The organism is Micromonospora sp. NPDC047467, from assembly GCF_040643095.1.
Lineage (GTDB): Bacteria > Actinomycetota > Actinomycetes > Mycobacteriales > Micromonosporaceae > Micromonospora.
Genome location: NZ_JBEYTO010000007.1, coordinates 332,735 through 356,241, shown reverse-complemented (window position 1 = coordinate 356,241; position 23,507 = coordinate 332,735). Strand labels below are relative to the sequence as shown.

25 protein-coding genes are annotated in these 23,507 nt (G+C 73.0%); 16 read left to right on the top strand and 9 right to left on the bottom strand.

Features of this window, described 5'->3' with window-relative positions:
* The first annotated feature begins 32 nt into the window (after window positions 1-32).
* Complete coding sequence (locus ABZ780_RS21645; protein ID WP_357487176.1) at window positions 33-761, top strand: VOC family protein; 729 nt, start codon at window positions 33-35, stop codon at window positions 759-761.
* 339 nt (window positions 762-1,100) lie between these two features.
* Window positions 1,101-1,628 (top strand): GNAT family protein, encoded by a 528-nt coding sequence (locus ABZ780_RS21640; protein WP_357001825.1) that lies wholly within the window; start codon window positions 1,101-1,103, stop codon window positions 1,626-1,628.
* A 139-nt stretch (window positions 1,629-1,767) separates the two neighbouring features.
* Here ABZ780_RS21640 and ABZ780_RS21635 read toward each other — a convergent pair whose 3' ends face one another.
* Complete coding sequence (locus tag ABZ780_RS21635; protein ID WP_357001823.1) at window positions 1,768-2,925, bottom strand: M1 family metallopeptidase; 1,158 nt, start codon at window positions 2,923-2,925, stop codon at window positions 1,768-1,770.
* Window positions 2,926-2,960: 35 nt separating this feature from the next.
* Here ABZ780_RS21635 and ABZ780_RS21630 point away from each other — a divergent pair, with 35 nt between their 5' ends.
* A complete protein-coding gene (locus ABZ780_RS21630) occupies window positions 2,961-3,101 on the top strand; it encodes a hypothetical protein (protein ID WP_357001820.1) in 141 nt (46 codons plus the stop codon).
* 98 nt (window positions 3,102-3,199) lie between these two features.
* Complete coding sequence (locus ABZ780_RS21625) at window positions 3,200-4,501, top strand: NAD(P)/FAD-dependent oxidoreductase (protein WP_357001817.1); 1,302 nt, start codon at window positions 3,200-3,202, stop codon at window positions 4,499-4,501.
* Between the two features lie 25 nt (window positions 4,502-4,526).
* Here the strand turns inward: ABZ780_RS21625 and ABZ780_RS21620 are convergent, their stop codons facing one another.
* The 3 genes from ABZ780_RS21620 to ABZ780_RS21610 form a co-directional block, all read right to left on the bottom strand.
* A complete protein-coding gene (locus ABZ780_RS21620) occupies window positions 4,527-5,666 on the bottom strand; it encodes an AI-2E family transporter (protein ID WP_357001814.1) in 1,140 nt (379 codons plus the stop codon).
* Between the two features lie 131 nt (window positions 5,667-5,797).
* Entirely contained in the window at window positions 5,798-6,622 is an 825-nt protein-coding gene (locus ABZ780_RS21615) for a fused MFS/spermidine synthase (RefSeq protein ID WP_357487175.1), read from the bottom strand.
* Between the two features lie 99 nt (window positions 6,623-6,721).
* Window positions 6,722-7,699 carry a DUF2267 domain-containing protein gene (locus ABZ780_RS21610; protein ID WP_357001808.1) on the bottom strand — a complete coding sequence of 326 codons (978 nt, stop codon included), beginning with the start codon at window positions 7,697-7,699 and terminating at the stop codon, window positions 6,722-6,724.
* A 199-nt stretch (window positions 7,700-7,898) separates the two neighbouring features.
* On the opposite strand from ABZ780_RS21610, the gene ABZ780_RS21605 reads away from it, so the two are divergent.
* The gene (locus tag ABZ780_RS21605; protein ID WP_357001805.1) at window positions 7,899-8,213 is read left to right on the top strand and encodes a hypothetical protein; all 315 of its coding nucleotides are present in this window, start codon (window positions 7,899-7,901) and stop codon (window positions 8,211-8,213) included.
* 300 nt (window positions 8,214-8,513) lie between these two features.
* Here the strand turns inward: ABZ780_RS21605 and ABZ780_RS21600 are convergent, their stop codons facing one another.
* The gene (locus tag ABZ780_RS21600) at window positions 8,514-8,861 is read right to left on the bottom strand and encodes an STAS domain-containing protein (RefSeq protein ID WP_357487173.1); all 348 of its coding nucleotides are present in this window, start codon (window positions 8,859-8,861) and stop codon (window positions 8,514-8,516) included.
* Window positions 8,843-9,367 (bottom strand): STAS domain-containing protein, encoded by a 525-nt coding sequence (locus tag ABZ780_RS21595; RefSeq protein WP_357487213.1) that lies wholly within the window; start codon window positions 9,365-9,367, stop codon window positions 8,843-8,845. The genes ABZ780_RS21600 and ABZ780_RS21595 overlap by 19 nt, the downstream gene beginning before the upstream one ends.
* Before the next feature lie 253 nt (window positions 9,368-9,620).
* Between ABZ780_RS21595 and ABZ780_RS21590 the strand changes: the two genes are divergently transcribed.
* The 5 genes from ABZ780_RS21590 to ABZ780_RS21570 all read left to right on the top strand — a co-directional run bounded on the left by ABZ780_RS21590 (window position 9,621) and on the right by ABZ780_RS21570 (window position 14,234).
* Entirely contained in the window at window positions 9,621-11,420 is a 1,800-nt protein-coding gene (locus tag ABZ780_RS21590; protein ID WP_357487171.1) for a PP2C family protein-serine/threonine phosphatase, read from the top strand.
* Window positions 11,417-12,466: a cobalamin-dependent protein gene (locus tag ABZ780_RS21585; protein WP_357487170.1), complete on the top strand. Its 1,050-nt coding sequence runs from the start codon at window positions 11,417-11,419 to the stop codon at window positions 12,464-12,466. The genes ABZ780_RS21590 and ABZ780_RS21585 overlap by 4 nt, the downstream gene beginning before the upstream one ends.
* Window positions 12,467-12,581: 115 nt before the next feature.
* Window positions 12,582-12,929, top strand: a complete 348-nt coding sequence (locus ABZ780_RS21580; protein WP_357001793.1) for an STAS domain-containing protein — start codon at window positions 12,582-12,584, stop codon at window positions 12,927-12,929.
* Between the two features lie 69 nt (window positions 12,930-12,998).
* Window positions 12,999-13,442 (top strand): response regulator, encoded by a 444-nt coding sequence (locus ABZ780_RS21575; protein ID WP_357001791.1) that lies wholly within the window; start codon window positions 12,999-13,001, stop codon window positions 13,440-13,442.
* A gap of 264 nt (window positions 13,443-13,706) precedes the next feature.
* Complete coding sequence (locus ABZ780_RS21570) at window positions 13,707-14,234, top strand: ATPase (RefSeq protein ID WP_357487169.1); 528 nt, start codon at window positions 13,707-13,709, stop codon at window positions 14,232-14,234.
* A gap of 22 nt (window positions 14,235-14,256) precedes the next feature.
* Here the strand turns inward: ABZ780_RS21570 and ABZ780_RS21565 are convergent, their stop codons facing one another.
* The 3 genes from ABZ780_RS21565 to ABZ780_RS21555 all read right to left on the bottom strand — a co-directional run bounded on the left by ABZ780_RS21565 (window position 14,257) and on the right by ABZ780_RS21555 (window position 16,838).
* Window positions 14,257-15,105, bottom strand: a complete 849-nt coding sequence (locus tag ABZ780_RS21565) for a hypothetical protein (RefSeq protein ID WP_357487168.1) — start codon at window positions 15,103-15,105, stop codon at window positions 14,257-14,259.
* A 298-nt stretch (window positions 15,106-15,403) separates the two neighbouring features.
* Window positions 15,404-15,829, bottom strand: coding sequence for an OsmC family protein (locus ABZ780_RS21560; RefSeq protein WP_357001784.1), 426 nt, complete (start codon window positions 15,827-15,829; stop codon window positions 15,404-15,406).
* Between the two features lie 70 nt (window positions 15,830-15,899).
* Window positions 15,900-16,838 (bottom strand): serine/threonine-protein kinase, encoded by a 939-nt coding sequence (locus ABZ780_RS21555; RefSeq protein ID WP_357487167.1) that lies wholly within the window; start codon window positions 16,836-16,838, stop codon window positions 15,900-15,902.
* 191 nt (window positions 16,839-17,029) lie between these two features.
* Between ABZ780_RS21555 and ABZ780_RS21550 the strand changes: the two genes are divergently transcribed.
* The 6 genes from ABZ780_RS21550 (at window position 17,030) to ABZ780_RS21525 (ending at window position 23,493) form a co-directional block, all read left to right on the top strand.
* A complete protein-coding gene (locus ABZ780_RS21550; protein ID WP_357001780.1) occupies window positions 17,030-17,260 on the top strand; it encodes a hypothetical protein in 231 nt (76 codons plus the stop codon).
* Between the two features lie 103 nt (window positions 17,261-17,363).
* Complete coding sequence (locus ABZ780_RS21545) at window positions 17,364-18,110, top strand: response regulator transcription factor (protein ID WP_357001778.1); 747 nt, start codon at window positions 17,364-17,366, stop codon at window positions 18,108-18,110.
* On the top strand, window positions 18,088-19,593 hold the full coding sequence (locus ABZ780_RS21540; protein ID WP_357487166.1) for a HAMP domain-containing sensor histidine kinase: 1,506 nt from the start codon (window positions 18,088-18,090) through the stop codon (window positions 19,591-19,593). Before ABZ780_RS21545 ends, ABZ780_RS21540 begins: the two co-directional genes overlap by 23 nt.
* Window positions 19,594-19,638: 45 nt before the next feature.
* A complete protein-coding gene (locus ABZ780_RS21535; RefSeq protein ID WP_357487164.1) occupies window positions 19,639-21,951 on the top strand; it encodes a glycosyltransferase family 39 protein in 2,313 nt (770 codons plus the stop codon).
* Entirely contained in the window at window positions 21,948-23,177 is a 1,230-nt protein-coding gene (locus ABZ780_RS21530; RefSeq protein WP_357487162.1) for a glycosyltransferase, read from the top strand. The genes ABZ780_RS21535 and ABZ780_RS21530 overlap by 4 nt, the downstream gene beginning before the upstream one ends.
* Window positions 23,178-23,343: 166 nt before the next feature.
* Window positions 23,344-23,493 (top strand): hypothetical protein, encoded by a 150-nt coding sequence (locus ABZ780_RS21525; RefSeq protein WP_306271253.1) that lies wholly within the window; start codon window positions 23,344-23,346, stop codon window positions 23,491-23,493.
* Window positions 23,494-23,507: the final 14 nt, after the last annotated feature.

Below are 23,507 nucleotides of genomic sequence, written 5' to 3'. Positions count from 1 at the left end.
CGGGGTGGAGTCCCTCGGTCAGCGGATCGGAGATGGGTAGTGCGATGACCAGCCAATTCTTCGCGGTGTGCTTCGACGCGAGCCAACCCGTTCGGGTCGCACAGTTCTGGTCCGCGCTCCTCGGTCGGGAGATGGTCGACGATCCACGTGACGGCGTCCTGGTCCTGCCCGATGACGACATCGGGTTCCGACTCCGATTTGTTCCGACGTCCGAGCCGAAGGTCGTCCAGAATCGGATGCATTTCGATCTGACGAGCGCATCCGCTGAGGCCCAGCAGGAGACGGTGGCCAGAGCGTTGGCACTCGGCGCGCGACACATCGACGTCGGCCAGCGCCCGGAAGAGGGCCATGTGGTGCTCGCCGACCCCGAGGGCAACGAGTTCTGCGTCGTCGAGGCGGGCAACAACTTCCTCGCCGGTTGCGGGTTCGTCGGCGCGGTGTCCTGCGATGGGACACAGGCCGTCGGGTACTTCTGGAGCGAGGCGCTCGGGTGGCCCTTGGTCTGGGACCAGGACCAGGAGACCGCGATCCAGTCGTCGCGCGGTGGCCCGAAGATCACCTGGGGTGGTCCACCGCTGGCGCCGAACGGCGGCCGGGACCGGGTGCGTTACGACCTCACCCCCGACGGTGATCAGCAGGCGGAGATCGACCGCCTGCTGTCCCTCGGCGCAACGCGAATCAGCACGAGCCAGGATGCGGCCGGCCGGGTGACGATGGCCGACCCCGACGGCACCGAGTTCTGCGTGCTGACACCCCGGTAACACGCCAGCCAGCCCCGCACGCGACGCCCACGCGCCGTGTGCCACGCCCGCGCCGTGCGCCCCATGCCCGTGCGCGCGTGCCTGTGCGCCGTGCCCGCATGATCGCGCCCGCGCCCCGCATGATCGTGCTCGATCAAGGATGTAGTGGTCACCCAAGCAGCCGGATACCACTGCATCCTTGATCGAGCACGATCAAGGATGCAGACGAGCGGGATCATGCAAGCAGGCGGTCGCGATCGAGCACGCGGTTGCGAACAGGTGGCGGGTCGACGCGATCGTGACCGGGTGCGCCGAGGGCGGTTGGACAACGGGCGTGCTGGTCGGTCAGAGTGGTCCGCCGTGAGATACCTGCGTACCGGTGGTCCTGTCGCGATCCGGCGGCCCCGGCCCACCGACGTCGACGAGTTCGTGGCGGCCGCGCGGCGTAGTCGGGACCTGCACCACCCGTGGCTTGTCGCGCCGAGCAGCCCCGAGGAGTACGACCGGTACCTACGCAAGATCCGCCGCCGGGACGGCTCCGGTTACCTGATCTGTGACCGGGCCAATGGCGACATCGCGGGCTACGCCACCATCAGCGGCATCGTGCTGGGCGCGCTGCGCGGCGGCTACCTGGGGTACGCGGCGTTCCAGCCGTACAGCGGGACCGGGCACGCCTCGGCGGGCGTCGCGCTGGTGATCGACCACGCGTTCACCGCGGGCGGGTTGCACCGGTTGGAGGCCAATATCCAGCCGGACAACGAGCCGTCGCGGCGGGTGGCCCGCAAGCTGGGTTTCCGGCTGGAGGGTTTCTCCCCGGACTACCTGTTCATCGACGGCGCGTGGCGCGACCACGAGCGGTGGGCGATCACCGCGCCGACCCCCGCCTGATCGTCGGCCCGCCCGCGCCGCCCCCAAGGCGTAACGCCCCCCAAGATCCGCGCAAGATCGGGGAAAGTGCTGCCTCACGAGCGGGTGAGGCAGCACTTTCCCCGACGTTGCGCGGATCTTGGCAGCCGGTGCTACGGGATCACTGGGGGAGCGGGCCGGTCTCCGGGGGCGTGGTGGGCGAGTCCAGCCACGCGTCGATCAGCGCGGTGAAGTCGTGGCCGGTCTTGGCGTTGACGTACGCGGTGAACGACGCCCGGGTCTGCTGGGTGTGCGTGTTCTCCTTCGCCCAACCGCGCGCCAGGTCGAAGAAGCGCTTGTCGCCCAGGGCCTGGTGCAGTTGGCGGAGCATCCCGGCGGCGCAGGTGTAGACGTTCGTGGCACCGAACTCGGCGGCGTCCGGCTTGCTCGGCGGGCCGTACTCCTTGCGCAGTCCCCCGTCGCGTTGCCGATTGGACTGGATCAGTTCGGCGGTGTTGAGCCCGTACTTGTCCTTCTCGTAGAGCTTCTGCGCGTACAGCGCCCAGCCTTCGTTGAGCCACATGTCGCGCCAGTCGGTGAGCGTGACGGCGTCGCCGAACCACTGGTGGGCGTACTCGTGCAGGGTGGTGAGGTCGAACATCTGGTCGCCGCGCATCAGGTGGGCCTCACCGAGGGTGACCATCTGCTGGGTCTCCATCGCCGAGCCCGACTCGACCATGACGAGGCCGGCGGAGTCGAACGGGTACGTGCCGAACCGCTCCTCGAGCCACCTCAGGAGCTGCGGTGACCGCTTGAGCGTCGACAGGTACCGCGCGTCCTCGGCCCGGTACCAGGTGGTGACCGGGACACCGCCCGGCCCGGTGGCGGTCAGCTTCTTGTACCTGCCGACGGCGAGCGTCGTCGCGTACGACGCCACGGGCGCGGTGCTGCGGTAGCGGAACGTGTTGCCGCTCTGCCCGACCGGGGTGCCGCTGGCGACGCCCGTCCAGCCCTTCGGCGCCGTCACGGCGATGTCGTAGAGGGCCTCGTCGGAGGGGTGGTCGTTGGCCGGGTACCAGGTGAAGGCCCCGAACGGCTCCTGCATCGTCCAGACGCCGCCGGCGCTGTCCACGGTCAGCCCGAGCGGGTGGGCGTCACCCCGCTTGGACGGCATCGGGGTCGTCGACGGCTTGCCGTGGTAGGCGACGACCAGCGTGATCGGGACGTCCGCGCGGACCGGGGTGTCTACCACCAGCTTCTCGCGGGTCACCGCGCCTTTGGCCTTCCGGCCGTCGACGGTCACCGTGTCGATGGTGTACGGCTTGAAGTCCAGGCTCACCGAGGGCGCGTCCCGGGTGGGCCGCAGGTACCGGCGTGGAGAGTCCCGCCTTCCACGTCGCGTACTGGCCGGACAGCGTGGGGACAGCGGGAGTGGACGCGGAAGGGCTGGCCGACGAGGGCGCTGACGCCGCCGGTGGGCCGGCCGTGCAACCGGCGAGCACGGTGATCTTGTGAATTCCCTGAACTCCACCCGCCCGCGTCCCATCGACCCCACCCGCCTCCAGGGTGCGGGTTGCACGTTTGTCCGGGGCTCCGACGGGAAACGGCCCGCAATGACGAAACCTCGTGTGGTGATCGTGGGGGCCGGGTTCGCCGGTTACCACGCGGCGAAGACGTTGAGCCGGATCGCCCGGGACCGGGCCGAGATCGTGGTGCTGAACTCCACCGACTACTTCCTCTACCTGCCGCTGCTGCCGGAGGTGGCCGCCGGGGTGGTCGAGCCCAAGCGGATCGCGGTGCCGCTGACCGGGACGCTCAAGGGCGTCCGGGTGGTCATCGGCGAGGCGGACCACGTCGACCTGCAGAACCGCTGGGTCGGCTTCACCCAGGCCGAGGGCGACAAGAACCGGCTGGCGTACGACCGCCTGGTTCTCGCCGTGGGCAGCGTCAACAAGCTGCTGCCCATCCCGGGTGTCACCGAGTACGCGCACGGCTTCCGCGGCCTGCCCGAGGCCGTGTACCTGCACGATCACGTCGTCCGACAGATCGAGCTGGCCGAGCAGGCCGAGGACCCGGCAGAGCAGCAGGCCAGGGCCACCTTCGTGGTGGTCGGCGCGGGTTACACCGGCACCGAGGTCGCCGCGCACGGGCAGTTGTTCACCGACCGGCTGCACGCCCAGCGACCCCGGCTCACCGTCCGCCCCCGGTGGATGCTGCTCGACGTCGCGCCCCGGGTGCTGCCCGAGTTGGACAAGCGGATGTCGCAGACCGCCCACCGGGTGCTCGACCGGCGTGGCGTGGACGTCCGGATGGGCACCTCGGTGGCCGAGGCGACCGCCGACGGGGTGAAGCTCACCGACGGCGAGTACGTGCCCACCTGCTCGTTGGTCTGGTGTGTGGGGGTGCGCCCCGACCCGTTCGTCAGCGAGCTGGGCCTGCGCACCGAGAGGGGCCGGCTGGTGGTCGACGAGTTCCTCAACGTCCCCGGCTACCCCGAGGTGTACGCCTGCGGCGACGCCTCCGCCGTGCCCGACCTGGCCCGGCCGGGGGAGATCTGCACGATGACCGCCCAGCACGCCCAGCGGCAGGGCAAGCTCGCGGCGCACAACATTGCCGCGTCGTACGGCTTCGGCCGGCGTAAGCCGTACAAGCACCACGACCTGGGTTGGGTGGTCGACCTGGGTGGCAAGGACGCGGCGGCGAACCCGTTGCAGGTGCCGTTGGCGGGGTTGCCGGCGAAGGCGGTCACCCGGGCGTACCACCTGATGGCGATGCCGGGAAACCGCACGCGCGTCGGGGCCGACTGGGCGTTGGACGCCGCGTTGACCCGGCCGGCGGTCCAGCTGGGTCTGGTCCCGGCGAACGCGGTGCCGTTGGAGAGCACCTCGCCCGAGGTCGCGGCCCGCAGCCGCTGAGCCGGACTCGACGACCCGGCCGGTCTCAGCCCTGCGGGGCCGGACCGGCCGGTCCGCGTCGTGGCTCCTTGGAGGGCTCGGCGGAATCAGCCGGCTCGCTGGGCTCGGCCGGATCGGCGGGGGGAGCGGGGCGGAACCGGCTCGGGCCGTACTCGCGCAGCAGGGTCTGCACGATGCCGGCCGCCGGGATGGCCAGCAACGCGCCGAGCAGCCCGGCCAACTGCACCGCGAGCAGCACGCTGACCAGCACGGTCAGCGGGTTGAGCCGGACCGCGCGGGACAGGATGAGCGGCTGGAGCAGATGGTTCTCCACCTGCTGGTAGACGACGAAGAAGACGATCACGATCACCCCGGCGGTGGGGGAGTGCAGGAAACCGGCACCGATGGCGATCACCGCGCCGAGCGTCGCGCCGACCAGCGGTATCAGGTCGGTCACCGCCACCAGCAGGGCGATGACACCGGCGAACGGCACCCCGGTGAGGGTCAGCACCACGAAGGTCAACGCCCCACAGATCACACTGATCAACAGGTTGCCGGTGAGGTAACCGGTAACGGTCCGCGACACCTGCCGGCCCACGCGGCGTAACCGCGCACGCTGACCGTCCCCGGCCGCCGCGAGCACGCTGGCGGTGATCCGTGGCGCTTCCAACACCATGAGGTACGCCAACACGACGACCGTGACCAGCCCCGCGACCGTCTCCACGATGCCGCGCAGCACGACCACAGCCGGTTGCCGCAGCCCGGTGCCGACGTCACGCAGCTCCCCGGAGTGGTCGGCGAGGAAGCGTCGGGCGCCGGTGCGTTCCAGCAGGTGCCCCAGTGGGCCGCGCCCGGCGCGGGCGTCGCGCAGCATCTCCGGCGCCCGATCGGCGAACCGGGCCAGGTCGTCCAGCAGCGGCACCAGGATGACCGTGGCCACGACGGCCAGGACCACGAACGCGGCGAGGAACACCAGCAGCGTGGCGACCGCTCGCCGCCGGACGAAGCGGCTCTGCAGCCGGTCCACGGCCGGTTTGAGCGCGATCGCGAAGAAGGCGGCCACCACGATCCAGATCAGCACCCGGTGGGTCGCGTACACGAAGGCCAGCGCGAGTGCGGTCGCCAGCACCAGGCCGATCACGATCAGGGCGCGGCGGGCGGTCGCCCGATCGTCGGCGTTGCTCACCCGTCGCGCCTTCCCCGCGCTCGGCGTCGGAAACCCGGCATCCCGGCCGGGACCGGCCCTTCCGGGTCGAGCTGCCGCTTCGCCCGGTGCCGGGTGGCGGTTGCGTCGGCGCCGGGGTGGCGTGCGGCGGGTCACGGGCGCCTGTCTGCGCCGGGGTGGCGTGCGGCGGTCAGCCGGCGGTGTCGTCGGTGCGGGGCTGGGCGCCGGCGACGAACGTGTCGAGCGCGGCGGCGTGCAGCAGCCCACCGGGCACCCGGGTCGCGCAGGGCGGCGACGGCCAGCCGGCCGACCGGTAACCCGCCTGGTCGGGCCGTCGCGGCGAGCACCAGGTTGCCGTAGCGCCGCCCGCGCAGCATCCGCCGGTCGCCGAACACGCAGACGTCCCCGAAGACCGCCCGCAGCGTCGCCACCTGGACCCGGGTGCCGACCAGCGGCGGCAGGTCGGTGACGTTGACCAGGTACAGGCCGTCGGGGCGCAGGGTCCGGGCCACCTTGGCCGCGAACTCCACGGTGCGTACGTGTCGGGGCATCTGAGCCGCCCGGTAGATGTCGGCGATCACCAGGTCGCAGCTGCCGGCCGGGGTGTCGGTGAGCGCGTCCCGGGCGTCGGCGACCTCCACCCGCACCTCCTCGGGCAGCGGTGGCAGCTCCCGGGCGACCAGGTCGACGACCGCCCGGTCGCGTTCGACGACCCGCTGTCGGGAGCCCGGCCGGGTGGCGGCCAGCCAGCGTGGCAGGGTCAACGCCCCGCCGCCGAGGTGCAGCACGTCCAGCGGGACGCCCGCCGGGGCGGCCAGCTCCACCGCCGAGGCGATCCGCCGGACGTACTCGAAATGCAGGTGCAGTGGATCCTCGACGTCCACGTACGACTGCTCGACACCGGCGGAGAGCAGCGTACGTCCGGTCCGGCGGACCGGATCGGCGACCAACTCCAACCGGTCGGCAGCGCGATTCATGTCCGGCACGCTAACCGAGCCACCCCCGGACACGGCCGACGGGCCGGCGGCGCGGGGCGTACCCCGCGTCCGCCGGCCCGCGTGCGCCGGTGCTACCGGTCAACCGCCGGCCATCCCGGCGCCCACCTCGTCGATCGCGTCGTCGATCGAGTGGGCGAGGTCCACGTCGAGGGCGGTCACCCCGCCGGCCTGGGTGGTACGCACGGTCAGCACGGCTGCCGTGCCGCCGGGGCGTCCGATGCTCGGGCCGCGCCCGGTCTCCCGGCGCAGTCGGTCGAGCCGGTCGAGCACCCGGTCCAGGTTGTCCGGCGGCAGCGCGACCACGCGGTACAGGCCGTCGCTGTCGCCCGCCCAGTAGGGCAGGTTGTCCAGCGCCGCCCGCAGTTGGGCGTCGTCCAGCGTGGGCGTGGTCGTGGAGGCGCCGACGATGCCGCCGCCGGCAGCCGGCGCGTTCAGCAGTTCCCGCAGGCCATCGGGTACGTGCAGCGACTCGACCAGGTCGCCGTCGTGGTCGGCGAGCGCGGCGAGCGTCGCCTCCGCCTGATAGCGGGCCTGCTCGGGCGTACGCCCGCTGATCCGGCCCACCTCGGCCAGGAAGCCGGGCAGGTCCTGGTGCCGCTCGATGCCGTCGACGGGTACGACGTCGTGCAGTGAGTTCGGCACCGCCGCGAGCAGCCGCTGCCGTTCGGCGGCGCCCAGGGCGAAGGCCAGGACCAGGACGGTCGCCTCGGCACCCACCTTGGCCGTCTTGAAGTCGACGCCGGCCCGACGCCGGACGTCGTCGACCAGGTCGTGGTAGCCCAGACTGGTCACCTCGGCCGCACCGGACCCTGGGGGCGGTTGCGGACGTGGATTGTCCGGGGTACCGACGGGCGGCGGAGCCGGTCCACCGCGCGTGCTGTCCGACTTGTGCCGTCCGGCCGGCTGTGGGCCGGCTCGCTTACCCTGGTCAAGGCTGGTGAGCTGCTTGGAGGCGCTCAGGCTGGCGCCGAACTGACTGGGCTGGCTGCCCTGCTCGCGGGCCTGCCGGGCCAGTGCCCGGCGGCGTTGGTTGTCGCCCTCCATCTGCTTGCGCATGTGACACCCCTTCCGCTGGGGATCGATCCTGCGCCCGTCGCCTTCCCGCCGCCCCGGGAGCCGAAACGGACGCCGCCGGCCGGGTAGGACCGGGCGCGGCCGGGCTTCATCCGGCGCGGGTGAGGGGTGCTCACCCACGCGTCCGCCAGGATCAGCTCAGGACCGCAGTTCTTCCGAGGCACGCGGAAGGAAGGTCGTCATGAAACGGATCGTCGAGATCGTCCCCGCCCGACCCGGCTGGTACGCCCGCTGGCAGCTCACGCCCGACGCCACCCGCTGCTATCCGGTGAGCCTGTGGGCGCTGCTGGAGGAGGCCGACGGCACCGGCCGGGAAGTGGTCGGCATGGACTGCATCGGCCAGTGGCCCGGTGGGGACGACAACGAGATGGGTGGGGAGTTCGTCCGCTATCTGTATCACACGCCCGATTCGGGACAACCCGAGGACGTCGAACCCCCGCCCACCGGCGAGCTTCGCGACAGCGGCCCCCGGCTCCAGCCGGTGACCGCGCCCTAGACCTTCCTCCGGCCCCCGACCCCAGGTCCCAGGGTCGGGGGCCACCCCCCTTTTCCCGCTCGTCGTCGCCAGCCGGAGCGACGTGACGCGGCAGTGCCACGCGCGGCAGTCTCCGCGACGTGACGCGGCAGTGCCACGCGCGGCAGTCTCCGCGACGTGACGCGGCAGTGCCACGCGCGGCAGTCTCGCGCGTGCTGTGGTGGTCGTCGCGCGTCGCTATCCCGCGCGTGGCGCGTCGCGATCCGTCGCGTCGCGTTGTCGCTGGCGCGGCGTGGCCGCATAGCCCTTGACGCGTGGCTGTCAGCCGATGGCGCGGAGGTTGTCCCCGTCGGCGGCGCTGGTCTGCACGGCGAGCAGCTCGGTGAGACCGGTGCGGTCTAGCATCTGCTGGACCTGCGCACTGACCCCGGTCAGTCGTACCGACCCGGCGGCGCGGTGTGCCATCAGCAGGGCACTGAGCCCGGAGGAGTCGCAGAGGCTGACCCCGGTCAGGTCGATGGTCAACTGCTGGTGGCCCTCGCCCGGCAGCTCGGCCACCGCGGTGACCAGCTCGGGAGCGGTGTCGTAGTCGAGCTCGCCACTCAGCCGCAACCGGATGTGCCCGCCGTCGAGCCGGGTCACCTCAATGGTCAACAGCTGGTGGGACATTCCACCATGGTCTCAGCCCTTGTGCGGAACGCCAACCCGGGGCGGCGACCCTGCCCGGCGCGCGGTCGCCGTGGGCGGGGACGGTCCCTCCCCGACGGGCTCGTCGACCCCGACCTCACGCGGTGGCGGCGGGTCGCTCGTGGTGGTCGAGTGAGCATCCCGGAGCAGGCCGGGCAGCTGTCACGGTCCGGGGGGTCGCCCGCAGGGGCCGACCGAGCAGCCCGGCCACGCCGGTGATGTCCAGGATGACCGCCAGGAAGCGGGGGACCGCCCGCAGTCGCAGCGTCGTGCCTGCCTGCCTGCTGCCCCGCCCGCCAGGCGTGCACGATCACGGCGAGCCCGGTGCTGTCGATGAAGTGCAGGTCGGCGAAGTCCAGTACGACGGTGTGCGGCGCGTCGGCGAGCACCCGGTCGACCTCGACGCGCAGCGGCGCGGCGGTCGCGTACGCCAACTCACCGCCGACCCGGATCAGGGAAACGTCGGGGTCGCTCTGGTCGACGAACACGCGCAGTGGTGTCGCGTCGGGTCGCAGCCCTGGGGATAGCACGATCACGCCCTTCCGGATGCCTCCGGCCCGGCCGGTTGAAGGGGATCGTAACAACGGTCGACCGGCCCCGCCCGGTACGCGACCGGAGGCCCGCGAGCTGCCGTGAGGTGCCGCAGGTGGCGGATCGGCGTAGGGTTGGCCGAACAGATTTGACCACAGACGCCGGTTCCGGGACGGGTTCGGGTGGACGACAAGGAGTGAGGCTCAGCTGGTGACTGCATCCGACGTCAGGGACTGGGACCCGGGCGACGGACGGATCTCCACGCCGAGCACCACACGGCCGCAGGCGTGGTCCGCCGACGCCCAGTCCTGGTCCACCGCCGCGCTGCCGGCGCTGGCCCCCGACCGCGATCAGGGCACACCGGCCTGGTCCGAGGTCGTCGAGCACTTCCGCGAGGGCCTGGTCGTCTGCGACGCCGATGGTGTCGTACGTCATGTCAGCCCGGTCGCCGAACGACTGCTGCCCGAGGTGACGCCCGGCGAGCCGCTCGCCTCGGCCGCCATACCCGGTCTGGGTGAGCAGGGCGCGGAGGGCTTCCACCATCGCGGTCGCCGGCTCAGCGCCCGACAGGTGCCACTGTCCGCCGGCCGGTGCTGCTGGTACGTCGAGGACGTCACCGAGAGCGTCAGCCGCGCCGACGCCCTGCTCGCCGAGCGTGCCCGCTCTGCCTTCCTGGCGGTGGTGGGCGACAAACTGGGCAATCCGCTGCACCCCGATCGGGCCGCCGCCGCGGTCGTACGACTCGCCGTGCCGACCCTGGCCGAGGTGTCCGTGCTGGTGTTGGCGCCGCGCGCCGGGCGAGCCCGCTGGTGGCGGGCCTCCCGGGCCGACGACGAGGCGCCGATGGTCGACAGCGGTGTGTTGGCCGAGAGTGACCTGCCGACCGCCATCGCCGACGGGTTGACCGGGGTCGAGCCGCACGCCGTCGACTGGTTGGTGGAGCAGGCCGTCGACGCCGGATGGTTGCCCGGTCTGGCGGGTGTGGCCAGCGCTGCCCGGGTCGTTCCGGTGCCCGGCCGGGACGCCCCGGCGGGGGTGCTGCTGGTCGCCCGCCGAGCCAGCCGTTGGTATGACGAGGACGATGTCCACCTGCTGCGCGCGTTCGCGGCCCGTTCCGGCGCGGCGTTGACCACCGCGCTGCTCTACCGCGACCAGGCGGAGGTGGCCGACACCCTGCAGGCCAGCCTGCTGCCCGTGGAGCCAGCCGAGACGGCCGGCGTGCAGTGGGGCACCGCCTACCGGCCGGCGCAGGCGGGGCTGCGCATCGGCGGCGACTTCTATGGTTCGCACCGGCTCGCCGACGGCGGTTCGGTGTTCTTCCTCGGCGACGTGTCCGGCAAGGGTGTCGAGGCGGCCGTCTTCACCGGTCAGCTCCGTCAGTGCCTGCAGGCGCTGCACCGGGTGGAGTCGCATCCGGGGCGGCTGTTGCGGCTGCTCAACGACGCGCTGCTGGAGACGACCCAGGCCCACGGCCAGGGCCGTTTCGCCACCATCGTGCTGGGGGTGGCGCGTCCGCAGCGCGACGGGAGCATCACCCTCACCATGGCGGGGGGTGGGCACCTGCCGCCGCTGGTGCTGCGCGGCTCCGGCGAGGTCGAGTCGGTGCCACTGCGCGGCATGTTGATCGGGGTGGTGCCCGATCCCCGTGTCGGTGAGGTGACCGTCCGGCTGGCGCCGGGCGAGACGTGCCTGCTCTACAGCGACGGGGTGACCGAGGCCCGTGGTGGCCGGCGAGGCGACGAGCAGTTCGGCACGGAGCGGCTGACCGCCGCCGTGACCGGGTGCCAGCGGATGCCGGCGCCCGCCCTGGCCGAGCGCGTCGAGCAGGTCACCTGTGACTGGTTGGCGCACGGCGACCACGACGACATCGCGGTCCTGGCGCTGCGCGCGGTCGGCCCGAGTTCGCGCGCCGCACGGCACCTGCACTCGGTGCCGACGCCCGACGAGCAGCCCGCCGGTGCCGAGGAGCAGCCCGCCGGGCCCGACGAGCAGAGGGAGAGCCCTGCGTGACCGCCCCCGCCGCCACCACCGACCCGACCGACGCCTACCCGGGCTATCTGGGCTGCCTCGCCGACGCCGACGAGCACGCCGCGATCGACGTTGCGCTCGGCCTGCTCGACGCGGGTCTGCCGCCCGAGCGGGTGCTACTCGATCTGGTGGCGCCGGCTCAGTCCGAGGTGGGTGAGCGGTGGGCGCGCAACGAGTGGAGCGTGGCCCAGGAGCACGCGGCGACCCACATCAGCGAGCGGGTCGTGGCGGCGGTGGCCGCGCACGCCAACGCCCGTCCGACCGGTGGGCGGGTCGTGGTGGCCTGCATGGACGGCGAGTGGCACGCGTTGCCGCCCCGGCTGGTGGCCGAGGTGCTGCGGCTGCGCGGCTGGCAGGTGACGTTCCTGGGTGCCAGCGTGCCGGCGGCGCACCTGGTGTCGTATCTGCACCGGCACGACGCGCAGGCGGTGGCGCTGGCCTGCGCGCTGCCGATGCGGCTGCCGCACGCGCATCGGATGATCGAGGCGTGTCGGCGGTCGGACGTGCCGGTGGTGGTCGGTGGGCGAGGGTTCGGCGTGGACGGCCGGTGGGCGGCTCGGCTCGGTGCGGCCTGGGCGCCCGACGCGCCCTCGGCGTCCGAGTTGATCGGCGACGAGCGGGCGCTGCGGCGGGTCCCGGCGGCACAGTTGGCGCACCTGGCCGACGACGAGTACGCGAGCCTGGTCCGCCGTCGGGGGGAGCTGATCGACAGCGCGCTCACCGACCTGCGCGAGCGGGTGCCGGCGGCACGGTCGTACACGGCCGCCCAGCTCGACGCGACGGTGAGCGACCTGGGGCACATCGTGGACTCCCTGGCCGCCGCGCTGTACGTCGACGACGCCTCGCTGTTCACCGAGTTCGTCCAGTGGCTGGTGGGGATCCTGGCCAGTCGGGGAGTGCCCGCCAGCGCGGTGGGCCTGACCCTGGGGCACTACGCCACCGTGCTGCGCGACTTTCCCCGGGCGGCGCACACGTTGGCCCTGAGCCGCGCCGGGCTGCCCAGCGCCGGCCCCGGAGCCGCGCGTTGACCGCCCGTCCGACGGCAATCCGGTTGATCACCGCGCCGTCCGGCGGGCTGCCCTCCTCTGCGTATACTTGCCGCACTGCAAACGTCCCACCAGCGGTGGAGCGAGGGGGAGCACGGTGACGTTCAGCGTCAGCTACGCCGGGCGTGACGGCGGTAGCGTCTGCCTGCGGCTCGCCGGTGAGCTGGACATGAGCACCGCCCCCGAGTTGACCGCGGCGATCGATCGGCTGACCGCAGCCGGTGAGCGCCGGATGGTGCTCGACCTCTCCGACCTGACCTTCTGCGACTCCACCGGGATGGCCGTGTTCGTCCGAGGTGACAACCGGGCCGCGGCGGACGGGGGGTGGCTGCGCCTCACCGGCGCCGTCGGCCGGGTCGACCGGGTGCTGCGGGTCACGGGTCTGGCCGAGGTGCTGCGGTACCAGCCCGACAGCATCGACCCGGCCTCCCGCAGCGCGTCCTGATGGGCTAGATTTCCCCGCCGACGTGTTGAACGTTTTGGTCCCGTTCCGCCCGACCCGAGGCAGGTAGTGATGGGCGACAGCCCGAAGCCGGTACGCATCCTGGTCGTCGACGACGACCCGGGTGACGTGCTGATGATCGAGGAAGCGTTGGCCGACTCCGACGTTGACAAGGTCATCGACGTGGTCAGCGACGGCGAGGAGGCGATGGAGTTCCTCCGGGCCGAGGGCCGGCACAGCGACGCCCGCCGACCGGACGTCATCCTGCTGGATCTGAACATGCCCCGGATGGACGGGCGTCAGGTGCTCGGCGCGGTCAAGCAGGACGAGGATCTGCGGACGATCCCGGTCGTTGTGCTGACCACCTCCAACGCGGACACCGACATCGTCGGCAGCTACACGTTGCAGGCCAACGCGTACGTCACCAAGCCCATCGACCTGGACGACTTCAACGACGTGGTGCGCCGCATCGACGAGTTCTTCGGCCGGGTCGTCGTGCTGCCCAAGCGCGGCTGACCCGCCCGGTCAACCCACGGCATGTCGCCCAGATCGACATGCCTCGGCCGGGTCGGACCGGACGCTTAGGTGATGATCCACTCCACATCGTCGACGTGGGGGTATCCACGGCACCGGGATACCCCAGATCGGCGATGTGGAGTGGATCAACCCACCCCCGCCGCTCGCATGCTGAACAATTTTCCCGAACCCCCTCGGCCGCTGCCCTCGCGGTCGAGGATCCAGGTGGGGGAAGTGACAGCAGATGCCTGGGGGGGCGACAGCATGAGGTTCACCGTCGTGAGGACCGGTTACGACCAGCGGCAGGTGGATTCCTGCCTGGATGAGCTGGGGATCCGGTTGTCCCGGCTCGCGGCCCGCGCGGAGGGTGCCGCCGGCGCGACCCGGGAGTGGGACGAGATCCGCCAGGAGGCCGCCTGGCTCAGCGGCCTGCTCCAGCGGCTGGACCTCGACGACGCCGGCACCACTCGCCGGGCTGGTGACGCCGTGCGGCAGGAGGCGGCCGAGATCCTGGCCCAGGCCCGTTTCGAGCTGGACGAGGCCCGCGAGGAGGCTCGACGGGTACGCGAGCAGGCGTACGCGGACGCCGTGCAGGCCCGGCGCGACTTCGAGGCGGCCCTGTACGCGCGCCGGCGACGCGAGGCGCTGGTGGACGAGGTCCTCAGCGGGGTGACCGTCGAGCCGGTGCCCGCCGACACCGCGACCGCTGCGGCGGGCACGGGCGTACCGGCGACCCGGGCGGCGGCCGGCGGCCGGGACGCGGGGCCACCGACCGGCCGCGCGACCCGGTGAGGGCAGGCGTGCGTGTCGGTGCTCAGGCGGTGAGTGCCGCCGCGACGACGCTGGCGCGGTCCTCGTGCTGGGCGTACGCGTCGGGGTAGGCGGAGATCTGCACGGCCTGGGCAGCGCTGGTGACGCTCATGTCCTGCCAGCCCGGGATCTCGTTGAGCGCGGTGTAGAAGGCCCGGGCGGCGTACGACGGGCGCATCAGCTCAGCCACCGTGCCCCAGCCGCTGCTGGGCCGCTGCTGGAAGAGGCCGACCGAGTCGTGGTCGGAGCCGCTGCCCTGGTGCGGATAGCGCGTGGATTCCGGCAGCACGTCGCTGGCCAGGTTGTAGAGGTTGCTCTCCTGCATGGCGGTCGCCAGCGCCACCACCAGGGCGCGGCGCGGCATCTTCAGCTCCAGCCCGACGTCCACGATGATTTTCGCGTTGTCCATCTGCGCCTGGTCGAGCCCGGCGACCGGTCGGGGTCGGCGGGGCTTGACGGGCTTCTTGGGCGCCTTGCGGGTGGCGGTGGGGGTGGGCGTCGGCGACGCCGTCGGGGTGGGGACGACCCGCGCCGGGGCGACGTCGCGGTCCAGCGACCGGGAGGCGCGTCCGTCGGCGATGGCGGCGCGGTCGGCGACCGCCTCGGCCAGCGGCTCCACGGGGCGGGGGGTGTCCTCGACGCCGCGGGCGGTGGCGACGGCGGCGAGTCCGAGGCAGCAGGTGACGCCGGTGGCCAGGGCGACCCGGATCGGGGTGGAGCCGAGCAGGGCGCGGCGGGGCGGGTCGGGGGCCCGGTGACGGCCGATCGTCCGTTCGGTTGAGGTGGCGTCGCCTGAGCGGGTGGTCGGGCGCGCGACGGTCAGCTTCTGGTCGGAGGGGTCGTCGGGATGCACCTGCCGAGGCTAGAGAGTCGGCGGCGCGATGCGATCGGCCCCTACGGTGGCATGCGCCACAATTTGCCCCGATCTCGTGGGGCAGAGCGGGCGGCAAGCCATTAAAGCGGCGCAACATCGCCGATCAGACGAGAACGGTATTCCCGATTCGCCGGGACGAGCTGGTCACGGCTGCGCGTCGGCGTACCGGCGCGAATCCACCGGTTCTGGTCACCCGTTCGCCGGGTGCCAGGCGGCCCGAACGGGCGGCGGAGACGCCGACCGTTCGGCGGAACGGCCCGCCGCGACGCCGAACGGTTCAGTGCCGGCCGTTCTCCGCCGGGGTGACGGTCAGCCGGTGCCGACTGTTGTCGCCGCTGGAGAAGGGCCAGAGCCGGTCGGCGTACTCGACCAGGTCGGCCAGTTGCGCCCGGCTCAGGCCGGCGGACGAGATCGAGGCGTGCACGTCAGCCCGGTATCGGCCGTCGTCGTCGCGCCCCAGCTTCGCCTCCGCCCGCACCTGGACCGTGTGCGCCTCGTCGGTGATCTCCCCGGCCGCCTCCACCGCCGCGTGGTGCAGGCAGGACGCGAAGGCGGCGGCCAACAACTGCTCCGGCCGCAGCCCGGTGCAGTGCGCCGCCAGTGGCGAGGCCAGCGCGGTGGAGAGCCCGCCATCGTCGGTGCGTACGTGGCCGCCCTCGGCGGTCGCGGTGGCCTCATGCAGCCAGGAACTCGGATCCGGCATGGCGTTCCTCCCGTTGCTCACCGCCCGGCTACCCGGCCGTGGGTCGGCGAAACGCCGTGGACCTGCGCCGTCAGCCCTCGCCCGGCCCGTCGACCAGCGACATCGCCTCGGTGGCGTCCGTGGCGGCCCGCTCGGTCCACGGTGACGTCGGAGCGGGTCGGCGTGGCGTGGGCAGCGCCATCGGCACGTACACCCGGGCGTCCACGGCCTCGGCCAGCAGCAGCGCGGCGACCAGGCTGGTCGGGCGGCGTGCCGGGTCGTCGGCCAGGCAGGAGCGGCACAGCTCGGCCACCTCCGGCGGGAGCCCGTCGATCTCGGGCAGCGGCTCCGGTGGCCGGGACCGACGCGCGCCCAGCAGCTCGACGGGGCTGCCTGCCCGGTACGGCAGCCGACTGGTGAGGCAGTAGTAGAGCAGCACGCCGAGGGCGTACATGTCGGCGGCGGGGGTGGCCGGCGCACCGTCGAGCTGCTCCGGTGCCAGGTATGCCGGGGTGCCCACCACCATCCCGTCCGGCATCGGATCCCGCGCGCCGGTCGGTGTGGCGATGCCGAAGTCGAGCACCTTCACGCCGGCCGGGGTGAGCATGACGTTGGCCGGCTTCACGTCGCGGTGCACGATGCCGCTGGTGTGGGCCGCGGCCAGCGCGGCGGCGACCTCCGCGCAGACGCGTACCGAGATGCGCCAGTCCAGCGGGCCGGACCGCAGGTGCACGGCGAGCGTCTCACCCTCGGCCAACTCCATCACGATGTAGGGCAGCCGGTGACCGGGCAGCGTCGAGCAGGTGCCGAAGTCGTGCACGCTCGCCACGTTCGGGTGCACCAGTCGGGCGGCGTTGCGGGCCTCGGTGCGGATCCGGTCCACCGTGTCGTGCTGGCCGTCCGGACCAGGGGAGATCAGCTTCACCGCGACCGGCCGGTCCAGCACGCGGTCGTGGGCCCGCCACACCTCGGACATCCCGCCCACCCCGATGCGCTGTTCGAGCTGGTACCGCCCGTCCAGCGTGCGCATCGACCACTCCTCACCCTCGTCCCGCCGGCGGCGGGTGCCTCCGGTTGCGGTACCCGGGGTCCGAGCTGGGCAAACCGTCGACGGAGTCGCGGGCGCCCGATCCCGCCCTGGGCCGTGGGTAGGTGCGGTAGCTTGCGAGCCAGGGGCCGGCGTCACCCAGCGTGCCGGCATGGTCACCAAGGGGCGGCGTGATGGGTGAGGTCACCGTACGCTTCGTCGGCGGGCCCGGGGACGGCCTGGTCCGGCAGTTGCCCGCCGACCCGGGCGGCGCTCCGCCGCAGCGGTGGATCATGCGGCACCCGGACGGCACCGGCCCGACGCAGCCCGGCCCCGACCACCTCTACGAGCGCGACCGGCCGGACGGCCTGGGCGGCTGGAGCATGCGGTACGTGCGGACCGACGCGTTCGGGGTGTCCGAGTGACCACGCGCCGGTGACGGTATCGGCCCACCCTCGGTACGGCCGCACAGCTGGCGCACAGCTGAGGCATGGGCGTGCCACAGGCGACATGCCCACGATGGGGGGCATGGTCATGGACGGGCAGGTCGCGCCGACCCGGATCGAGTTGCGCCGCCCCGACGGCGAACCGGTGCGGGTGCTGGTGGTCGACGACGAGGCGACGCTGACGGATCTGCTGTCGATGGCGCTGCGCTACGAGGGCTGGCAGGTGCGTACGGCCGGCAACGGCATGGCGGCGCTGAGCGCGGCGCGGCAGTTCCAGCCGGACGCCGTGGTGCTCGACGTGATGCTGCCCGACCTGGACGGCTTCCAGGTGCTGCGCCGGCTGCGCGAGCACGCCCCCACCGTCCCGGTGCTCTTCCTGACCGCCCGTGACGCGGTCGAGGAACGCATCGCCGGGTTGACCGTGGGCGGCGACGACTACGTCACCAAGCCGTTCAGCCTGGAGGAGGTGATCGCCCGGCTGCGTGCGCTGCTGCGCCGCTCCGGCTTCGCGGTCGCCGCCCGGGAGGAGGCGGTGCTGACCGTCGGCGACCTCAGCCTCGACGAGGACAGCCACGAGGTCCGTCGCGACGGCCAGTTGATCACCCTCACCGCCACCGAGTTCGAGCTGCTGCGCTATCTGATGCGCAACCCGCGTCGGGTGCTCAGCAAGGCGCAGATCCTCGACCGGGTGTGGAACTACGACTTCGGCGGTCAGGCCAACGTGGTGGAGCTGTACATCTCGTACCTGCGCAAGAAGATCGACGCCGGGCGTCCGCCGATGATCCACACCTTGCGCGGCGCGGGCTATGTCCTCAAACCCGCCGAGTGACCGCCGGCCCCTGCGGGCCGTCCGCCGCTGGCTGGCCGGCCGGTCGCTGCGGACCCGGCTGGTCCTCGCCCTGCTCGCGCTCTTCGCCCTGGTCAGCGTCGCCATCGGCGGCCTGACCACGATCGCGCTGCGGCACTTCCTGATCGAGCGGCTCGACGCCCAACTGGTCCCCGCCACGGCCATGCGGGACGACCACCCCGGCCGCCCCACCTTCCCGGGGCGAGGACCGGCCGTCCCGCCCGGCTCGCCGCCCGGCTCGGTGGTCGCCGAGATCAGCGACGGTCGGGTGACGGGCGCGTCGGCCCTGACCAACAGCCCCTCCACCGAGCAGCCCTTTCCCAACGAGCAGGCCGTCGCGGTCGACCAGGTCGCCGTGCTGGCCGACCTGCCGGTCGGCGCCGCGCCGCGCACCGTCGACCTCGGCGAGCGGGGCGACTACCGGGCCGTGGCCCGGCAGTTCCGCGACGGCCGGGTACGCGTCGTCGCCATCCCGCTCTCCGGCGTCCAGGAGACCGTCTGGTGGATGGTCGCCGCGCAGGCCGGAGTGGCCGCCGTCGGGCTGCTCATCGCCGGTGCCGCCGGCGCGTTGATCGTGCGGGCCGCGCTGCGACCGCTGAACCGGGTGGCCGCCACCGCCACCCGGGTCACCGAGCTGCCGCTGGACCGCGGCGAGGTCGCGCTCGCCGTCCGGGTCCCGGCCGGCGACACCGACCCGCGCACCGAGGTCGGCCAGGTCGGCGCGGCGCTCAACCGGATGCTCGGCCACGTCGCCGACGCGCTGGCCGCACGGCAGGCCAGCGAGACCCGGGTACGCCAGTTCGTCGCCGACGCCAGCCACGAGCTGCGTACCCCCCTCGCGGCGATCCGGGGGTACGCCGAGGTGGCCCGGCGTGGCCGCGACCAGGTCCCCGCCGACGTGGCGCACGCCCTGCGCCGCGTCGAGTCGGAGAGCACCCGGATGACCACCCTCGTCGACGACCTGCTGCTGCTGGCCCGACTCGACACCGGTCGGCCGCTCGCGGTCGGACCGGTCGACCTGTCCGTCCTGGTGGTCGACGCGGTCAGCGACGCGCACGTGGCCGGTCCGGAGCACCGCTGGCAGCTCGACCTGCCGGAGGTGGAGATCACCGTCCCCGGCGACGCCGCCCGCCTGCACCAGGTGGTGGCGAACCTGCTGGCCAACGCCCGCGTGCACACCCCGCCCGGCACGACTGTCACCACCACGCTGACCGTCGAGGGGGACAGCGCCGTGCTCACCGTCGCCGACGACGGGCCGGGGGTGCCGGCGGAGCTGCGACCGGAGATGTTCGAACGGTTCGCCCGTGGCGACAGCTCCCGGTCCCGCGAGCACGGCAGCACCGGACTCGGCCTGGCGATCGTGGCGGCCGTGGTGGAGGCCCACCACGGCGCCGTGTCGGTCGAGAGTCGACCCGGCCGGACCGTGTTCACCGTCCGCCTGCCGAATCCCACAGCCGGCGCATAGGCGGCGCACGGGGTCACGCCAGGCCAGCGCTCAACGCTGGTGGGCATGGACAGATCCGACACCATGCCGACCACGCCCGCCGAGCCGGGCCCGCCGCCGACGGCCACCCGCGCCGACGAGGCCCCGCCGCCGCGGGAGGGCCGTCCCGCGGCCTGGACGCGGCCCGCGCTGGTGATCCTGCTCCTGGCCACCGGCCTGCTCTACGTCTGGGGTCTGAGCGCCTCCGGCTGGGCCAACTCGTTCTACGCGGCGGCCGTGCAGGCCGGCTCGGTGAGCTGGAAGGCGTTCTTCTACGGCTCCTCGGACGCGGCCAATTCGATCACCGTGGACAAGACGCCCGCGTCGCTGTGGCTGATGGCCCTGTCGGTACGGGTCTTCGGGCTGAACAGTTGGGCGATGCTCATCCCGCAGGCGCTCTGCGGGGTCGCCTCCGTCGGCGTGCTCCACGCGACAGTGAAGCGCTGGTACGGGCCGGTCGCCGGCCTGATCGCCGGCACCGTCCTCGCGCTCACTCCGGTGGCGGCGCTGATGTTCCGGTTCAACAACCCCGACGCGCTGCTCGTCCTGCTGCTGGTCGGCGGCGCGTACGCCACCGTCCGCGCGCTGGAGACGGCCAGCACCCGGTGGATCATGCTGGCCGGCGCGCTGGTCGGTTTCGGATTCCTGACCAAGATGCTCCAGGCGTTCCTGGTCGTGCCGGTCTTCGCCGGGGTGTACCTGCTGGCCGCGCCGACCGGGCTGTGGCGGCGGGTCCGGCAACTGCTGCTGGCCGGCCTCGCGGTGGTGGTCTCCGCCGGCTGGTGGGTGGCGATCGTCGAGCTGACCCCGGCCAGCGCCCGGCCCTACATAGGCGGGTCGCAGAACAACAGCATCCTGGAGCTGACCCTCGGCTACAACGGCCTCGGCCGGATCACCGGCGACGAGGTGGGCAGCGTCGGCGGCGGCCGGATGGGCGGCGGCGGTGGTGGCCCGTTCTCGGGTCAGACCGGCCTGCTGCGGATGTTCGACAGCGAGATCGGCGGTCAGATCTCCTGGCTGCTGCCGGCCGCGCTGATCCTGCTGGTCGCCGGGCTGCTGGTCGCCGGGCGGGCGGGGCGGACTGACCGCACCCGGGCCGGGCTGCTGCTCTGGGGCGGGTGGCTGCTGGTCACCGGCCTGATCTTCAGCTTCATGTCCGGGATCTTCCACGCGTACTACACCGTGGCGCTCGCCCCGGCCGTCGGCGCGCTGGTCGGCATCGGCGTCACCCTGCTCTGGCGGCAGCGCCACCCGCTGCCCGCGCCGGGCAACGATCGGCCGGGCCCGACCGGGCAGCCGTCGTCCGGCTCGCTGTCCGCGCCCGACGACGAACCGGCGGCCGGGGCGCGGTGGCAGCGGTGGCGTCCCCTGGCCGCCACGGTCACGCTCGCCGGCACCCTCGCGGTCACCGTCTGGTGGGCGTGGGTGCTGCTCGGCCGCAGCCCCGACTGGTACCCGTGGCTGCGTACCGCCCTGCTGGTCGTCGGACTGGCCGGCGCGGCCGGAATCCTGCTGGCTGCCCGGCTGCCCCGCTGGCTGGTGCCGGTGGTGCTGGGCGTCGGCGCGGCGGCGGCTCTGGCGGGCCCGGCGGCGTACGCGGCGCAGACCGCCGCGACCCCGCACACCGGCTCGATCCCGAGCGCCGGCCCGTCCGTGGCGGGCGGCTTCGGTCGCGGCGGCTTCCCCGGCGGGCAACCGCCGGGCGGTATGCAGCGCCCCGACGGCGGTCAGATGCCCGGCGGTCAAAACCAGAACGGCGGCCAGGTGCCGAGCTTCCCCGGTGGCGGTACGCCCGGCGGCCAGGCTCCGGGTGCGCCCGGTGGTCAGGCTCCGGGTGGTCAGGCCCCCGGCGGTCAGGCCCCCGGCGGTCAGGCCCCCGGTGGTCAGGCACCCGGTTTCCCGGGCGGTGGGCGCAACGGTGGTCAGATGCCTGGTGGTGGGCAGGGTCGCGGGGACGGCGGCGGGATGGGCGGGCTGCTCGACTCCCGCGAGCCCAGCGCCGCGTTGCGCGAGCTGCTGGAGCGCGACAGCGCGTCGTACACCTGGGTGGCGGCCACCATCGGCTCCAACAACGCCTCCGGCTACCAGTTGGCCACCGGCGATCCGGTGATGGCGATCGGCGGGTTCAACGGCAGTGACCCGTCGCCGACGCTGGCGCAGTTCCAGCGGTACGTCGCCGACGGAAAGATCCACTACTTCGTGGGTGGCAGTGGCTTCCGGGCCAACGGCGGCAGCTCCGCCTCACAGGAGATCGCCGCGTGGGTCGCGGAGAGCTTCTCGGCGCAGACCGTGGACGGGGTCACCGTCTACGACCTGAGCAGCGGTAAGGCGGCGTCGTGAGCGCGCTCGGCGGCCCCCGTGCCGCCGTTCGGACGCGGTCGAGCACCAGTGCGGCGGTGTTGGACGTGGTGATCCCGGTCTACAACGAGGAGACCGACCTCGGGCCGTGCGTACGGAGGTTGCACGCGCACCTGAGCGAGCACTTCCCGTACCCGTTCCAGATCACCATCGCCGACAACGCCAGTGTGGACGACACCCTGAAGGTCGCTCACGGTCTCGCTGGTGAGCTGCCCGGTGTCGAGGTGCTGCACCTGGACGCCAAGGGGCGGGGCCGGGCGCTCTCCACCGCCTGGTCGGCGTCGTCCGCGCCGGTGCTGGCGTACATGGATGTGGACCTGTCCACCGACCTGGCGGCGCTGTTGCCGCTTGTCGCGCCGCTCATCTCCGGCCACTCGGACCTGGCCATCGGCACGCGGCTGGCACGGACCTCCCGGGTGGTCCGTGGCGCCAAGCGGGAGATCATCTCGCGGGCCTACAACCTGCTGCTGCGCGGGGCGCTGTTCGCGCGGTTCTCCGACGCGCAGTGCGGGTTCAAGGCGATCCGCGCGGATGTGGCCGCCGAGCTGCTCCCGCTGGTGCGCGACACCGGGTGGTTCTTCGACACCGAGTTGCTGGTGCTCGCCCAGCGGGCCGGGCTGCGCATCCACGAGGTGCCGGTGGACTGGGTCGACGACCCGGACAGCCGCGTCGACATCGTCACCACCGCCATGGCCGACCTGCGGGGGATTGGTCGGCTGGGGCGGGCGCTGCTGACCGGCGCGCTGCCGCTGGCCGAGCTACGCGCGCAGCTCGGTCGGGCTCCGCTGACCGCGCCGCCGGCGCGGGTGCCGGTCGGGCTGCCCCGCCAGTTGGTCCGGTTCGCCGCCGTCGGAGTGGCCAGCACGCTGGCGTACCTGCTGCTGTTCGTCGCCACCCGGGGCGCGCTCGGCGCGCAGCCGGCGAACCTGCTGGCGTTGCTGGTGACCGCGGTGGCGAACACGGCCGCGAACCGGCGGCTGACGTTCGGCATCACCGGCCGGCGGCACGCCGGCCGGCACCACGCGCAGGGGCTGCTGGCGTTCGCGCTCGGCCTGGCGCTGACCAGCGGCGCGCTGGCGGTGCTGCACACGGCCGTGGCCGTACCCGCCCGGTCGGTGGAGCTGGCCGTGCTGGTGGCCGCGAACCTGGCCGCCACCGTGTTGCGCTTCGTGCTGCTGCGTCTCGGCATGCACCACCGGCGGACCTGATCCCCGATCTCATCCTGTAGAGAGGCTGAGAGTAGCTGGATGTGGCCGATACGACGGTGATGAGCGGCGTACGGTGGCAGACAAGTCCGGCTTTCTGGGTGAAAAAGCCTCGCCGCTGCACGCCCGGGACGCCGGTGTCGAGACGGGCGAGGGGAAGGAGCGGTCGGTGAACCATCTGGCCTACCTGGACGCGGGATCCGGCAGCCTGATCGTGCAGGCCGTCGTGGGCGGGGTGGCCGGCGTCGCGGTCGCCGCCAAGCTCTACTGGCGGCGGCTGGTCGGCCGGTTCCGCCGGCAGCCCACCGACCAGCGCTGAACCGGTCGGGGAGA

Excerpts from the sequence above, each read along its gene's own strand:
- ABZ780_RS21645 (WP_357487176.1), top strand. The coding sequence starts at position 33 with ATGGGTAGTGCGATGACCAGCCAATTCTTCGCGGTGTGCTTCGACGCG.
- ABZ780_RS21625 (WP_357001817.1), top strand. The coding sequence starts at position 3,200 with ATGACGAAACCTCGTGTGGTGATCGTGGGGGCCGGGTTCGCCGGTTAC.
- ABZ780_RS21615 (WP_357487175.1), bottom strand. The coding sequence starts at position 6,622 with ATGAATCGCGCTGCCGACCGGTTGGAGTTGGTCGCCGATCCGGTCCGC.
- ABZ780_RS21610 (WP_357001808.1), bottom strand. The coding sequence starts at position 7,699 with ATGCGCAAGCAGATGGAGGGCGACAACCAACGCCGCCGGGCACTGGCC.
- ABZ780_RS21605 (WP_357001805.1), top strand. The coding sequence starts at position 7,899 with ATGAAACGGATCGTCGAGATCGTCCCCGCCCGACCCGGCTGGTACGCC.
- ABZ780_RS21600 (WP_357487173.1), bottom strand. The coding sequence starts at position 8,861 with ATGTCCCACCAGCTGTTGACCATTGAGGTGACCCGGCTCGACGGCGGG.
- ABZ780_RS21575 (WP_357001791.1), top strand. The coding sequence starts at position 12,999 with ATGGGCGACAGCCCGAAGCCGGTACGCATCCTGGTCGTCGACGACGAC.
- ABZ780_RS21570 (WP_357487169.1), top strand. The coding sequence starts at position 13,707 with ATGAGGTTCACCGTCGTGAGGACCGGTTACGACCAGCGGCAGGTGGAT.
- ABZ780_RS21560 (WP_357001784.1), bottom strand. The coding sequence starts at position 15,829 with ATGCCGGATCCGAGTTCCTGGCTGCATGAGGCCACCGCGACCGCCGAG.
- ABZ780_RS21555 (WP_357487167.1), bottom strand. The coding sequence starts at position 16,838 with ATGCGCACGCTGGACGGGCGGTACCAGCTCGAACAGCGCATCGGGGTG.
- ABZ780_RS21550 (WP_357001780.1), top strand. The coding sequence starts at position 17,030 with ATGGGTGAGGTCACCGTACGCTTCGTCGGCGGGCCCGGGGACGGCCTG.
- ABZ780_RS21545 (WP_357001778.1), top strand. The coding sequence starts at position 17,364 with ATGGTCATGGACGGGCAGGTCGCGCCGACCCGGATCGAGTTGCGCCGC.
- ABZ780_RS21540 (WP_357487166.1), top strand. The coding sequence starts at position 18,088 with ATGTCCTCAAACCCGCCGAGTGACCGCCGGCCCCTGCGGGCCGTCCGC.
- ABZ780_RS21535 (WP_357487164.1), top strand. The coding sequence starts at position 19,639 with ATGGACAGATCCGACACCATGCCGACCACGCCCGCCGAGCCGGGCCCG.